We start from the raw sequence: 13,939 nt of genomic DNA on the forward strand, positions 1-13,939 counted from the left end.
AAAATGACGGATGTGTCAAACATCCTGTCCGGTTGGGGTTTGCCATGTCACGTCTTCCTGCCGCTGCCGTTCTGCTGTCGGGTCTGATGCCTTTGCCCGGTTTGGCGGATGCACCGCTGGTGGTGCGGATCGTTACCGCGCAGGTGCAGCCAACTGTCACCACCTATGCCATTTCGGGCACGGTGACGGCCCCCGACAGCGTCGCCATCAGCGCCCGCGATGGGGGGCGGGTGATCACGGTGGGGGTGCAGGTCGGCGATCACATTGCCCCGGGCCAGATCCTTGTGCAGCTGGACCCCACACAGGCCAATGCCGCAGCCCGCGCCGCCGAAGCGCAGCTTGCCGCCGCCGATGCGGGGCTTCGGCAGGCCCGGCAGGCACGGGATCGTGCGGCCGGTCTGGCCGAGCGGGGTGCAGGCACGGTGGCCGGTCTTGATGCCGCGACCGAGGCGCTGCTTGCGGCGCAATCGGCACGTGATCAGGCCTTGGCTCAGGTGTCAAAGGCCCGTCAGGCGGTGGATGATACCGTCATTCGCGCCGGCGCAGCCGGAATCATCACAGGCCGCACGGCCGAGCCGGGGCAGATCGTGGCGGCGGCGCAGGGCTTGCTCACCCTGGCACCGGATGGCGCGCGCGAGGCTGTCTTCCATGCGCCCGATGGTGTGGACCTGCGGGAATTCATCGGGCGTCGGGTGGTCATCCGCAGTCTGGACGCGCCTTTCCTGTCGGTCGGCGGCGCGGTGTCAGAGATCTCGCCTCTGGCGGATTCGGCCTCGGGGACGGTGGAGGTGAAGGCCAGGATTGATGCGGATGCCGCGCAGCCGGGCCTTGGTGTCCCTGTGATGAGCGAGATTGATCTGAGAAATGACCCGGTCGTCAGCCTGCCATGGACGGCCCTTGCCGCAGGTCCATCCGGGGCGGCGGTCTGGACGGTTGATCCGGCCACGCAAAAGGTTGCGCTGACCCCCGTTACCGTGGCGCGCTATACGGCTGACACGATCGAGCTGTCACGGGGCCTGGTTGCCGGGCAGCTGGTGGTCGCGGATGGGTCGCATCTGCTCTATCCCGGGCGACAGGTTGTTGCGGCAGGGGGGAAACCGTGATGTCGCTGTTGCGCGCTTTTCTGATCCTTCCGCTGCTGGCCTTGCCCGTCCTGGCCGAGGATAACCCTCTCCCGCCAAGGCCCCGACCTGTGGTGACCGAGATCCTGACCAGTGAGGCCGCGCGCCTGCGCAGCTTTCCCGGTCTGATCGCGGCACGGGTGGAAACGGCGCTTGCATTTCAGACCACCGGACGTGTGGCAAGCCGCCCGGCGGATCGGGGCGACCGGGTAAAGGCTGGTGATGTTCTGGCAACGCTGGACCAGATTACGCTGGGCGAAGATGTCGCCGCCGCGCGTGCCGCTGTGGCAGCGGCCCAGGCCCAGGCCGATCTGGCCGGGCAAAGCCTTGCACGGGCCGAACGGCTGAACCAGCGCGGGGTGGCGGCCACGTCACAGCTGGAAGCTGCGACAGCACAGCGCGACAGCGCGGCCGCCAGTTTGCGGGCGGCCGAGGCCGATCTGTTGCGCGCCGAGGATGCCGCGCGCTTTGGCACCCTGCGCGCGCCCTCGGACGGGGTGGTGATTGCTGTCAGTGCCGAACCGGGGGCCGTGGTATCGCCCGGCACGCCGGTTCTGACCCTTGCGGCTAAGGGAGGGCTGGAGGCGGTGATCGACGTCCCGGGCGATGTGCTGGCGCTGTTGCCGCCGGATGCCCAGTTCACCCTGCGCCCGCGCATGGGCGAGGGGCAGGCCGTGCCGGGGCAATTGCGGCTGATCGAACCCGTAGCCGACAGCGGCGCCCGCAACCACCGTCTGCGCGTCACGCTGCAGGGCGAAAGCCCGACGCTGCGCATCGGTTCACTTGTCATGGCTACGCTCGATTTGCCAGTAGACCCCGTCTTGACGCTTCCGCAAAGCGCCCTGATCGACGGCACCGCCAGCGTCTGGCGCATCACGGGGCCGGATCGTCTTGCGACGCGCGTGCCGGTAACACTGGGCGCCGCTCTTGGCGATCGGGTGATCGTGACGCAGGGCCTTGCCTCTGGCGATGAAATTCTGGTGCGCGGGGTCCATTCCGTGCAGGACGGCCAGCCTTTGGGCGAAAGGATCGAATGATGCGCGGCTTCAACCTTTCGGACTGGGCGCTCAAGCATCGCTCGATGGTCTGGTTCATGATCATCGTCTCGCTGGTGGCGGGGATGATTTCCTACGGGAACCTCGGGCGCGAGGAAGACCCCTCCTTCACCATCAAGACCATGGTGATTTCGGCCGCCCTGCCGGGCGCCACGGCCGAGGAAACCCGCGCGCAGGTGACCGACCGGATCGAGAAAAAGCTGCAGGAAATCCCCACGCTGAAAAACACCCGGTCCGAGACCTTCCCCGGTCAGGCGGTGGTTTATCTGGAGCTGAACCCCGAAGTGCGGGGGGCCGAGGTGACCCAGACCTGGGTCCGTGTCCGGCACATGATGGAGGATATCCGGCGCGAATTTCCCGCCGAATTCGCGGGTTTCGCCTTCAATGACAGCTTTGGTGACGTTTACGGCAATATCTATGCCTTCACCTCGGACGGGTTTACCCCGCGCGAGATGAAGGACCGGGTCGAGGCCGTGCGCGCCGCCGTGCTGACGCTGAAAGACGCAGGCAAGGTTGAACTGATCGGGACGCAAGACCCCGTCGTGCATATCGAATTTTCGGCGCGCAAACTGGCGGCGCTGGGGCTTGACCGCGGGGCGGTGCTGAACACGCTGGCTGCGCAAAATGCCATCGTGCCCTCTGGCGTGATCCGCACCGGGGCCGAACAGATTGCCGTGCGTGTCAGCGGCCGTTTTGGCGCGGCGACGGATCTCGCCGAAACCCCGCTGCGGGTGGGGGAAACCTTCTTCACCCTTTCGGACGTGGCGACGGTGACGGCGGGCTATGCCGATCCGCCGGGCTCGCTTTTCCGCTATAACGGCAAGGATGCGGTGGCGCTGATCGTGGGCATGCGGCAGGGCGCAAACATCTTGGCCTTCGGTGAAGAGCTGGACGCGCTGATGGCGCGGGTTGCCGCCGAACTGCCGGTGGGCATCGAGATGAGCAAAGTGGCCGATCAGCCCAAGGTGGTTGAAGAGTCCGTCGATCACTTCCTTCAGGCGCTGGTCGAGGCGGTGCTGATCGTTCTGGCGGTCAGTTTCGTGTCGCTGGGCGTGCGGGCGGGGCTGGTGGTGACCATGACCATCCCGCTTGTGCTGGCGCTGACCTTCGTGATCCTCGATCTGATGGGGGTGACGCTGCAGCGGATTTCGCTGGGCGCGCTGATCATCGCGCTGGGGCTGTTGGTTGATGATGCGATGATCGCGATCGAGACGATGATCGCGCGGCTGGAACTGGGGGAAAGCCTGTCCAAGGCGGCCTCCTACGCCTGGACCTCCATCGCCTTCCCGATGCTTTCGGGGACTTTGGTGACCGTCGCGGGCTTCATCCCCATCGGGCTGAACAGCAGCGCGGCGGGGGAATATACCATCTCGCTTTTTTATGTGATCGCGATTTCGCTGATCCTGTCCTGGATCGTGGCGGTGCTGTTCGCGCCGTTGCTGGGGGCCACGTTCCTGCCCGCGAAACTTCCCCATCACAATCCCGAGCCGGGCCGGCTGCGGCGCGGCTTCCACCGCGTGCTGCGTGCTGCGATGCGGGCCAAATGGATGACGATTCTGGTGACGGTGGCCTGTTTCGGCCTGTCGATCTTCGGGATGCGCTTTGTGGAACAGCAGTTCTTCCCCACCTCGGACCGGCCCGAATTGCTGGTCGATATCGGGCTGCGGCAAAACAGCAGCATCGAGGAAACCGACACCGCCATCCGCAATCTGGAAAGCTGGCTTTCGACCCGCGAGGAAGTGGCCTATTGGTCCACCTATGTCGGACGGTCGGCGCCGCGGTTCCTTCTGTCGCTCGATGCGCCGACGCCCGCGCCCTATATGGGCCAGATCGTCGTGATGACCACGGGGATGGAGGCGCGCAACGCCCTGCGCGATGCGATGAACACCTATGCCGAGGCGCAGGCGGGGGTCGAGATTTTCCCGAAATTCATCGAATTGGGGCCGCCGGTTGGCAAGCCCGTGCAATTCCGCATCTCGGGCCCCGATCAGGCCGTGCTGCGCGAAGAGGCGCGCGCACTGGCCGCGCTGATGGCCGAGGACAGCCGTCTGGGCAAACTGACGATGGATGAGGGCGAACCCGTCCGTGCCGTGCGCGTGGTGCTGGATCAGGAAAAGCTGCGCCAACTGGGCCTGACGCAGACCGATGTCGCCCAATCTCTGGCCCTGCTTTATGACGGCACCACCGTGACCGAGCTGCGCGATGGCGATACGCTGATCGACGTGATCGCGCGCGGCACGGCAGAGGATCGCGCCTCGGTCGCGGCGCTGCAGTCGCTGCAGCTTCGCAGTCCCTCCGGGGTGCCGGTGCCGCTGGGGTCTTTCGCGCAGCTGGAGTGGCGCAGCGAGGCGCCGGTGATCCATCAGCGCGACCGCGTGCCGACGATCACCGTCAAGGCCGCAGTGATGACCGCCGACCAGCCCGCCACCATCGTCAAGGATCTGGGTCCGGCGCTGGCCCGGCTGACGGCCGAGCTTCCGGCGGGCTATCGCATCGAAACGGCGGGTGTGGTGGAATCCAGCGCCGAAAGTCAGGGGCCGATTGCTGCGGTGGCGCCGCTGATGCTGCTGATCATGCTCACGTTGGTGATGATCCAGATGCAGAGCTTCCGCCTGATGTTCATCGTGCTGGCGGTGGCACCCCTGGGCCTGATCGGGGTGGTGGCGGCGCTGGTGCCTTCGGGCGCCCCCTTGGGCTTTGTCGCCATTCTGGGGGTGCTGGCGCTGATCGGGATTCTGATCCGCAACTCCATCATCCTGATGACCGAGGTCGAGACGCTCGTCGCGGCGGGCAAATCGCGCTGGGATGCGGTGTTTGAGGCCTCGGACAGCCGCGCGCGGCCGATCCTGCTGACGGCGGCGGCGGCAAGCCTTGCGCTGATCCCGATTGCCCGGCAGGTGTTCTGGGGGCCGATGGCCTTTGCCATGATGGGTGGGATCATCGCCGGGACGCTGATCACGCTGCTCTTTGCGCCTGCGCTTTATTGTGCGGTCTTCCGGGTGCGCCCCGACGGCGCGGGGCAGGAGGCCTGAGCCATGGCCGACCATCGCCCCGCCGTCGCCGCGCAACGGCGCGAAAGGATGCGCGCCCGCCTGATCGAGGCGGCGCTGCCGGTGGTGGCCCGCAAGGGCATCGCCGAGACGCAGATCGAGGACATCATCGCCGCGGCCGAAGTGTCGCGCGGGACCTTCTACAACCACTTCCCCACCGTGGCCGAATTGCTCCGCGCGGCCTATCAGCAACTGGGCAATGAGCTGGCGACGCGGGTCGAGGCCGATATCCGTGCGGAACCAGATCCGGCCCGCCGCATGGCACAGGGGCTTTTGAATTTCCTGGCTACGGCGCGTGCCTATCCGTTGGTCGGGCGTTTCATCGTGGGGCTGGGCGTCACCGGGTTGGGCGAGGGCAATCTTGTCCATGCCCTGCTTCCCCCGCATCTCGAGGCGGGCGTCCGGGCCGGGCAGTTCCTGCCGATGCCGCTGGACCTTGCGGTGGACATGATCGCCGCGTCCATGATGGTCGCCCTGCAGCGCGATAGCCGAGGCGAGACGGTGAACCCCACCGACGTGATTGCCGCCTTGCTTCGGATGATCGGCGTCAGTGTCGCCCAGGTCGCACAACTTGCGACGCTGGAGCCTGTCGTCTTGCAGATGGGACCTGAAACGCTGGTGGCCCGCAGCAATGCGTTGCTGCAGGACGGCTAAGGGGGGCCGGTTCTGGTCCGGCCCCGCCGGGGTTCAAAGGGCGAAATCGCCCGATTGCAGGGTGTGAAGCCCGTTCAGACGCAGCACCAGTTCCGCCTGCGTGTCGCTGTCGCGATCCAGGAAGACCAGCGTGAAGTCATTCTCGCTCCCGTCGTTGTTGACCAGCTGATAGCGCAGGCCACCCCGGGCCGAGGTGCCGAAACCGCCGGTCCCGAGCCATTCGAAAGCATTGTTGTCGGCAAGAACGGTACTGGCATCCATCGTGGTCAGCACGATCCGGTCAGTTCCCCGCACGAAATCAGTAATGACGTCGCAGGCGGTGCTGGCATTGGTCATTTCGGATGGCGCGTTGAACACAATGCGATCCGCGCCGGTGCCTGTGGCAATCCGGTCGGCCCCCGCACCCCCGACGATCCGGTCGGCTCCGGCGCCGCCGGTGATCGTGTCGGCGCCACCATTGCCGAGCAGCGTATTGGCGGCGGTGTTGCCGATGATCCGGTCAGCGCGGTTCCCGCCAGTGGCATTTTCAATGACCACACCATTGGCAATGGTATAGCCGCCCACGATGCCATTGGCACGGGACACATAGCCCCCGGCATTTGCGCCCACCAACGGGGCCGCGCGCAGATCAAGATAGGCTGCCACATTCGACCCGGCATTGGTCAGGGTGTCCGTGCCGCCCGTATCCCAGATGCAGGACCAATAGGTTCCGGCACGGTTGGCATCCGGCAGGCGATAGGTCGAATTGCCGGTGGCATTCGCCGCGGCACCATAAATGGACTGGATCGCCGCAATATCGAGCGCCATGGGCGTGGCCTGATAGCCATAATCCCATTCCGTCTGATAGCTGTGGTCCGGGAACTGCGTCTGCCACCCGTCCATGTAGCTCATGGTGGTGAAGATGCCCTGATTGAGACCGTACTGGCCAAAATCGCTTGAATCCCCATCGCTCACACCCGGGAAAAGGGTGCCATCCCCGAGGCCGCCACCATCATGGGGGTGCGCAAGGCCGATCAGATGGCCGATCTCATGAATGAGCGTGACATAGGCATAGCCGCCACGGACAAGCGCGCTGGGAATCCAGGTCTCGTTTTCGCCGTTCAGCACAAGATAGAGCGGCTCGGCCACGGTGCCGGGGACCGGAACCTCGCTATAGCCGAAAGTGTCGGCGCCAGTATGGGCCGAAGGCGCTTGCCAAGCCCAGAAATCCGCCGTGTTCGGATCGCTGGTTTCAACAAAACGGATATTGGCCACATTGGACCAGCTGGTCAGGGCATTGCGCAGCGCAGTCAGGGCAGCGCTGCCCCAAGGGGCGCTTGAACCTTCCCAGATGATCTCGGCGGGATCGACCCCATGCACGGCGCTGTAGCGGACCGTGACGCGGCCGTCATTCGAGGTCACATTCGGGTCGTCCCGCCACGCTCCACCCCAGACAAGGCTGTCAATCCAGGGGTTGGCGTTGTTCGTCGGCGTCCCATCGACGAAGGAGGTGATCGCGGTTCCAGCCATGCTTCAAATCCATCCCGTGCTGTCGTTTCACTTGAAAAACCAATGCGTCATGCTGCGCAACTGCCGCAAGTTTAAGCAGATCATCTTTCATAGTGAAACGCCCTGCGGTTTGGCAAGCGCCGCAACGGAAGGGGATGTGCCCTTCCATTGCGGCAAGGCCGCGCAGACCCAGAAAAACAAGCTGAAATCCTATCAGATCCGGGGACGATGTGACGCAAGTCTGGGACGAATGCGGCCGTAATATTCAGATCAGACGCACCTGCGTGCCGATGGCCGTCAGGGCGAAAAGCTCTTCGATATGTTCGTTGTAAAGGCCGACGCAGCCTGACGACGATTGCCGCCCGATCTTGCGCGTATCATGGGTGCCATGGATCAGGTAGGCGGGCCAGCCCAGATACATTGCATGGGTGCCCAGCGGATTTGCCGGGCCCGGCGGCGTGTAGCGCAGCGACGGGTCCTCGGCGAGCATGGAAGGAGTCGGGGTCCAGTCCGGCCCCACCTTCTTGCGTACGACCTCGGTATAGCCACGGCGGGTAAGCTCTTCGGTGCGCGGGACCGAGCTGGGATAAAGGCGATAATCGCTGCCATCCGGCCCCCAGTAATGCACTGCGCGCGAGGTCAGGTCCGCCACAATGGCGCCTTTTCCCAGGTTCTCGAAATGGTCCTGCCAGCGTTGGGTGCGGAAGCTGGCCACGTTCGAGCGCACTTGGCCCGTGGCCCGCAGGTTCGGTTCGGGGGTCTGGGCCCGCAGGACAGTTGGTGCGACAAGCAGCGCAAGGCCGCCCAAGGTCAGGGCGCGGCGGCGGGACAGGACTTGGGTCATGGCATCCTCATGGTGTCAGACATTGGCGCGAATTCAACCGCAGGCCACGGGCCAAGACCAGCCCGTCACGGTTCACATCCCTTCACGGTCGCGCGAGTCCGCAGACCGCGGCCACCAGATCGGGCAGGTGCCCGGAATGGGCCAGCACCTCGCATGGGGCGACCAGATGATCCGCCAGCGGCGCTGATTGCACCTGACCGCCCGCCGCCGGCACGATCACCAGTGCCGCCGCGCAATCCCACAGATGCAGGCAGGATTCATGGTAAACTTCCGCACGGCCAAGGATGACGGCCATCAGCCCCACCGTCGCCGCGCCGCTGCGCCGGTATTGGGCCCCGGCGGACAGGATCCGGCCGATGCGCGCGGGATGGGCCGCCGGCGCTTCCCGCGGCGAATAGCCCAGATGGACCAACGCGGCCGTGGCGTCGGAGATGCCCGACACCCCTGCGGCCGCGCCCTCTGCCACCAGACCCGTTGGCCCCGCGGCCACCAGCAGGCCATGATCGGGCAGGTAGATGACGCCGTGCGTCAGCCGTCCCGCTTGTGCAAGCGCAATCGACACGCCCCAATCCGCCGCACCGCGCATGAAATTCGCCGTGCCGTCAATGGGATCGGTGATCCAGATTGCACCGCTATCGCCCTGGAGTCCCCCTTCTTCACCCAGCACGGCATCGGTTGGCCAGCGCGCGGCAATGCGGTCACGGATCAACCGTTCAACCGCAAGGTCCGCGGCTGTCACAAAATCACCGGGCGCTTTTGCACCCACCTGCAGGCCCCCCGGCGTCGCCCGCAGGGTTTGGGCCAGCATTCCGGCCTCTCGGGCCAGCCTCACGATGAAGTCGAGCCTCTCATCCATCCTGTTCGCTCCGCCAAAACCGCAATCGAAGTAATATCAGACAGAAACTGTAACATATTGAAAGATGCTGCCCTGAATCGTGAACTGCCCGTCGGTTGTATGGGCTGCATGAATGTTTAACTTTGAACCATTCATTCCAGTGTTTAGCCCGGAGGTCCCGTTGCACCACGCCACCCCCTTGATCACCACCATTGTTGCGGGCCTTGGTCTGGCATTTCTTTTCGGACTGCTGGCACAGCGCCTGCGGCTGCCACTGATCGCCGGATATTTGTGCGCAGGCATGGTGATCGGGCCGTTCACTCCGGGGTTCGTGGCCGATTCCGCCTTGGCGAGCGAGCTGGCAGAACTTGGGGTGATCTTGCTCATGTTCGGGGTGGGCCTGCATTTCTCGGCCCGGGAACTGGTTTCCGTCAAGGCCATCGCGGTGCCGGGGGCCTTGGTGCAGATCGCGGTTGCGACGGGGGCGGGAACCCTGACCGGGGCCCTGCTTGGCTGGGGCATCGGGGCGGGGCTGATCTTCGGGCTTGCGCTCTCGGTTGCGTCGACTGTGGTGCTGCTGCGCGCCCTGCAGGAACGCGGTCTTGTTCAGACCGAGCGGGGCCGGATCGCGGTCGGCTGGCTGGTGGTCGAGGATCTGGCCATGGTGCTGGCGCTGGTGATGATCCCGCCCCTGGCCGGGGTCCTCGGCGGAACCGCCCTTCCGGTCAGCGACGAAGCGGCCGAAGTCGCGCGGATGGGGCTTGGCCCGGTTGCCGCGACGCTCTTGGTGACGGGTGTCAAGGTTTCGGCTTTCTTTCTGGTGATGCTGCTGGTGGGGCGGCGCCTCATCCCGTGGCTGCTGGATCATGTCGCGCAATCAGGATCGCGCGAGCTGTTCCGCCTTGCCGTCTTGGCGATTGCGCTTGGCGTAGCCTTCGGCTCTTCCGCGATCTTCGGTGTATCCTTCGCGCTCGGCGCCTTTTTCGCGGGCATGGTCATGGCCGGATCAACGCTTTCGGCGCAGGCCATGAAGGATGTGATGCCCCTGCGGGATGCCTTTGCCGTGCTGTTCTTCGTCTCGGTCGGGATGCTGTTCAACCCGCAGATTCTGATCGAGAATCCGGGCGCTGTGCTGATGACCATCCTCGTCATTCTGGTGGTGAAATCTGCGGCGGCCTGGGGGATCATGCGGCTCTTTGGCCATCCGGATGACCGTGCGCTGACCATCGCGGCAAGTCTTGCCCAGATTGGTGAGTTTTCCTTCATCCTGATCGTGATGGGGGTCGATCTGGCCATTGTCCCGCCCGAAGCGCGCGATCTGGTGGTTGCGGGGGCTATGGCTTCGATCCTCGTCAACCCCTTGTTGTTTCGCGCGATCGACCGCCGCTTCCCGTTGCCGCGCCCCGCAACGTCTGCCGTCGATGACTGATCCGGCAGACCACCGCCGATATCGAGAGATGCCATTGCGGGCGAGCGCGGCTTGTGCCAATTCCGCGCCTTCGTAGAAACAGGACAACAAGAAACGATGACCACTCCCCTGAATCTGTCGGAACAAGACCAAGAGATGCTGATGAAGGCCCTGCAGAACAAGGCTCCCGACGTTGTGCAGGCGCGCATGGCCAATGCCTTGCTTTTGCTGGCAGATGGTCTTCCTGTCGAAGATGTGGCCGGACTGCTGTATCTGGAAGAAAGCGTGGTTGCCGGCTGGCAGAAACTGTTTGCCAAGCGCAATCGCCGCGCTGCCTGACCTCACTTTTGCCAAAAGGCCGCCTGACATGATCCCCACTTATCTTGTGACACATTCCGGCGGCTTTCATGCCGATGAGCTGATGTCGAGCGTCATCCTGACCCGGCTTTTCCCCGAGGCCGCGCTGCGGCGCAGCCGGTCGGCAGACTGGATCACCCCGGCGCCTGACCGCATCGTCTATGACGTGGGCGGCGCCTATGACCCCGCCGCCCGCATCTTCGACCATCACCAGCGCGAGGCGCCGCTGCGGGAAGACGGCCAGCCCTACAGCTCGTTCGGGCTGATCTGGAAACATTTTGGCGCCGAATACCTGCAAAGCCACGGCATCCCCGAGGCGGCGATCGAAGCCGCGCTGACCAAGTTCGATGCCGATTTTGTGCTGCCGGTCGATCTGGTGGACAATGGCGCCGTCAATCTTTCGGCGGCCGGGCCGCTGTCGTCCCTGACCCTGCCGGGGTTGCTGGAAACCCTGAAGCCCGTCTTTGACGAAACCGACCCCGAGGCGGAAACCCGCGCCTTCCACGCTGCCCTTGCCATTGCCCGCGCCTTTGTCGAGGCTTGGGTCGGGCAGCTTGCCGCAAAACTGCGGGCCGAGGCCGTGGTGCAGCAGGCCATTGTTGCCGCTGGCCCCGCGCGGGTGCTGGACCTGCCGATGGGCATGCCCTTTCGCCCGACCGTGGTGAAGATGGGGGCCGACCACCTGCTGTTTGTCGTACATCCGCGCGGGACTGACTGGTGCATCACCGGCATTCGCCGCAAATCCGACGATTTCGCGCTTCGCGCCGATCTGCCTGCCGCCTGGGCAGGCCTGCGCGACGCTGAACTTGAGGCCGCAACCGGCGTGCCCGGCGCCACCTTCTGCCACAACGGGCGCTTCATCGCGGCGGCAAAAACGCGCGAGGCGATCCTTGCCATGGCCGATCTTGCCGTGCGCGCGGCCGATCAACCCGCGATCTGACCGGCGATCCAGTCGCGGAAGGCCACCAGCGGCCCGTGGCGGTCTTTCGCCTCGGGCCAGGCCAGCCAATAGGCCCCGGTCCCCGGCACGCCGGGGGTGAGGATCGGGCAAAGGCGGCCCTCCTCCACCTCGGTCCGGGCGAGGTAATCGGGCAGCAGCGCAACGCCAAGCCCTTGGATTGCCGCCTGAATCATCATGGAAAACTGATCCATCATCATCCCCCCCGCCCGCGTTGCGCGGTGGCCGTGGGCGGCAAACCACTGGTCCCAGGCCGTCAGGCGCGTTTCCAACTGCAACAACGGCAGCCGGTCCAGATCGGCGGCACGGCGAATGGGGTGACGCTCCAGAAACGCGGGTGAGGCGCAGGCGGTGACCTGTTCATCAAACAGCTTCTGATGCCGCGCCCCGGGCCAATCGGGCGCGCCAAAGAAAATCACCGCATCAAAAGCCTCGGATTCGAAATCAAAACGCGGCACGCGGGTGGCAAAGTTCAGCGCGATGCCGGGGTGCGTTTCCAGAAACCCGCCGACCCGCGGGGCGAGCCAGCGCGTGCCGAAGGTAGGCAGCGTCGCGAGCGACAGCGCCCCCCCGGCCGGGTTCACCAAAAGCGCGGTGCTGGCCTGCTGGATCAAGTTTAGCCCGCGCGTGATATCGGCGCCATAGGACAGCGCGGCCTCGGTCGGGATCAGGCGTTTGCGTTGCCGAATGAAAAGCGTGCAACCCAACTGCTCTTCCAGCGTCTGAACCAGACGGCTGACCGTGCTTTGCGTCAGGTTCAGATCGCGCGCCGCCGCCGTGGTCGAACGGCTCCGCAAAACCGCCTCGAACGCCAGAAGCTGGCTGATTGAGGGTAAAAAGCGGCGAGGGCGCATTCATTCATTTCCTGCATGAAGTCATGGCAAATTAGCGTTTCCTGTTCGACATGCAAACATCATATGCATCATTATTCCCCACAACTGGGGCAGACAGAAGGAACGGATCATGTCAGAGGCGCCGCTGAAAGGGTTGAAGGTCGTCGAACTCGCCCGGATCCTCGCCGGGCCCTGGGTAGGGCAGACGCTGGCCGATCTGGGCGCAGAGGTAATCAAGGTCGAGGCGCCCGAGGGCGACGATACCCGCCGCTGGGGCCCCCCCTTCATCGAACGCCCGCGCCCCGATGGCGGCACCGAAACCGTCGCTGCCTATTTTCATGCCGCCAATCGCGGCAAGACCTCTGTCACCTGCGATTTCTCCAACCCCGAGGATCTGGCCCGCCTGAAAGAGCTGATCGCGGGCGCGGATGTCGTCATCGAAAACTTCAAGGTTGGCGGCCTGCGGAAGTTCGGGCTGGATTACGACAGCCTTGCCGCGTTGAACCCCGGGCTTGTCTATGCCTCGATCACCGGTTTCGGGCAAAACGGCCCCCGCGCCTCGCAGCCGGGCTATGATTTCCTGATCCAGGGTATGTGCGGCATCATGGACCTGACCGGCGACCCGCAGGGTGAGCCGCAGAAAGTGGGCGTCGCCTGGATTGACATCTTCACCGGGCTTTACGGCGTGATCGCCGTGCAGGCCGCGCTGGCCGAACGTGCCCGCTCCGGTCGCGGGCAGCATGTGGACCTGTCCCTTCTCGACAGCGGGGTTGCCGTGCTGGCCAATCAGGCGACCAACTTCCTTTTGGGCGGGGTCGAACCCCGTCGTCTGGGCAACGCGCATCCGAATATTGTTCCTTATCAAGTGTTTCCGGCCGCCGATGGCCATCTGATCATTGCCTGCGGCAATGACCGGCAATTCGCCTCCCTCTGCCGTGTGCTGGGGTTGGAAGATCTGGCGACCGACCCGGATTTCGCCACTAACCCCGCCCGCGTCGCCCATCGCGAAGAACTGACGGCCCTGCTCTCGGATGTGACGACCACGCGGCTGCGCGCCGATCTGATCGCCGCGCTTGAGGACGCAGGCGTGCCGGGAGGCCCGATCAACAGTGTTTCCGAGGCTTTGTCCGAGCCGCAACTGGCTGCCCGCTGTCTGCAGATCGCGCCCGAAGGCATTCCCGGACTTCGGACCCCGATCCAGTTTTCACGCAGCGGTCTGGAAACCGACCGCGCCGCCCCGGCCCTTGGCAGCGGCAGCTGGTCCTTCGGCGGGCCCAAGGCATGACGATCAGGACGGTAGGGATTGTCGGCGCGGGGCAGATGGGGAACGGGATCG

13 protein-coding genes are annotated in these 13,939 nt (G+C 64.9%); 9 read left to right on the plus strand and 4 right to left on the minus strand.

Going from position 1 to position 13,939, the window contains the following annotated elements:
* The first annotated feature begins 44 nt into the window (after window positions 1–44).
* Genes IE101_RS12725 through IE101_RS12740 form a run of 4 tightly spaced genes read left to right on the plus strand, consistent with a single transcriptional unit; the run spans window position 45 to window position 5,880 of the window.
* Complete coding sequence (locus tag IE101_RS12725) at window positions 45–1,103, plus strand: efflux RND transporter periplasmic adaptor subunit (RefSeq protein WP_189634221.1); 1,059 nt, start codon at window positions 45–47, stop codon at window positions 1,101–1,103.
* Window positions 1,103–2,158, plus strand: coding sequence for an efflux RND transporter periplasmic adaptor subunit (locus IE101_RS12730; protein ID WP_189634222.1), 1,056 nt, complete (start codon window positions 1,103–1,105; stop codon window positions 2,156–2,158). The genes IE101_RS12725 and IE101_RS12730 overlap by 1 nt, the downstream gene beginning before the upstream one ends.
* Window positions 2,158–5,208: an efflux RND transporter permease subunit gene (locus IE101_RS12735; protein WP_308429874.1), complete on the plus strand. Its 3,051-nt coding sequence runs from the start codon at window positions 2,158–2,160 to the stop codon at window positions 5,206–5,208. Before IE101_RS12730 ends, IE101_RS12735 begins: the two co-directional genes overlap by 1 nt.
* Window positions 5,209–5,211: 3 nt before the next feature.
* Window positions 5,212–5,880 carry a TetR/AcrR family transcriptional regulator gene (locus tag IE101_RS12740; protein ID WP_189634224.1) on the plus strand — a complete coding sequence of 223 codons (669 nt, stop codon included), beginning with the start codon at window positions 5,212–5,214 and terminating at the stop codon, window positions 5,878–5,880.
* Between the two features lie 33 nt (window positions 5,881–5,913).
* Here the strand turns inward: IE101_RS12740 and IE101_RS12745 are convergent, their stop codons facing one another.
* Window positions 5,914–7,389, minus strand: a complete 1,476-nt coding sequence (locus IE101_RS12745) for a M10 family metallopeptidase (RefSeq protein ID WP_189634225.1) — start codon at window positions 7,387–7,389, stop codon at window positions 5,914–5,916.
* On the opposite strand from IE101_RS12745, the gene IE101_RS12750 reads away from it, so the two are divergent.
* The gene (locus IE101_RS12750; protein ID WP_189634226.1) at window positions 7,388–7,630 is read left to right on the plus strand and encodes a hypothetical protein; all 243 of its coding nucleotides are present in this window, start codon (window positions 7,388–7,390) and stop codon (window positions 7,628–7,630) included. The genes IE101_RS12745 and IE101_RS12750 overlap by 2 nt on opposite strands.
* A 3-nt stretch (window positions 7,631–7,633) precedes the next feature.
* Here IE101_RS12750 and IE101_RS12755 read toward each other — a convergent pair whose 3' ends face one another.
* The gene (locus tag IE101_RS12755) at window positions 7,634–8,212 is read right to left on the minus strand and encodes a L,D-transpeptidase (RefSeq protein ID WP_189634227.1); all 579 of its coding nucleotides are present in this window, start codon (window positions 8,210–8,212) and stop codon (window positions 7,634–7,636) included.
* An 82-nt stretch (window positions 8,213–8,294) separates the two neighbouring features.
* The gene (locus IE101_RS12760; protein WP_189634228.1) at window positions 8,295–9,068 is read right to left on the minus strand and encodes an inositol monophosphatase family protein; all 774 of its coding nucleotides are present in this window, start codon (window positions 9,066–9,068) and stop codon (window positions 8,295–8,297) included.
* A 160-nt stretch (window positions 9,069–9,228) separates the two neighbouring features.
* Here IE101_RS12760 and IE101_RS12765 point away from each other — a divergent pair, with 160 nt between their 5' ends.
* The 3 genes from IE101_RS12765 (at window position 9,229) to IE101_RS12775 (ending at window position 11,752) form a co-directional block, all read left to right on the plus strand.
* Complete coding sequence (locus tag IE101_RS12765; RefSeq protein ID WP_189634229.1) at window positions 9,229–10,476, plus strand: cation:proton antiporter domain-containing protein; 1,248 nt, start codon at window positions 9,229–9,231, stop codon at window positions 10,474–10,476.
* A 135-nt stretch (window positions 10,477–10,611) separates the two neighbouring features.
* Entirely contained in the window at window positions 10,612–10,794 is a 183-nt protein-coding gene (locus IE101_RS12770) for a hypothetical protein (protein WP_229804152.1), read from the plus strand.
* A 28-nt stretch (window positions 10,795–10,822) separates the two neighbouring features.
* Window positions 10,823–11,752 (plus strand): MYG1 family protein, encoded by a 930-nt coding sequence (locus tag IE101_RS12775; protein WP_189634230.1) that lies wholly within the window; start codon window positions 10,823–10,825, stop codon window positions 11,750–11,752.
* Here IE101_RS12775 and IE101_RS12780 read toward each other — a convergent pair.
* Entirely contained in the window at window positions 11,737–12,624 is an 888-nt protein-coding gene (locus IE101_RS12780) for a LysR family transcriptional regulator (RefSeq protein WP_189634231.1), read from the minus strand. The two genes, IE101_RS12775 and IE101_RS12780, sit on opposite strands and share 16 nt — an antisense overlap.
* Before the next feature lie 109 nt (window positions 12,625–12,733).
* On the opposite strand from IE101_RS12780, the gene IE101_RS12785 reads away from it, so the two are divergent.
* On the plus strand, window positions 12,734–13,888 hold the full coding sequence (locus tag IE101_RS12785; RefSeq protein WP_189634232.1) for a CaiB/BaiF CoA transferase family protein: 1,155 nt from the start codon (window positions 12,734–12,736) through the stop codon (window positions 13,886–13,888).
* The last annotated feature ends 51 nt before the right edge of the window (window positions 13,889–13,939 follow it).

The organism is Gemmobacter lanyuensis, from assembly GCF_014652355.1.
In the GTDB taxonomy this organism is placed as follows: domain Bacteria; phylum Pseudomonadota; class Alphaproteobacteria; order Rhodobacterales; family Rhodobacteraceae; genus Gemmobacter; species Gemmobacter lanyuensis.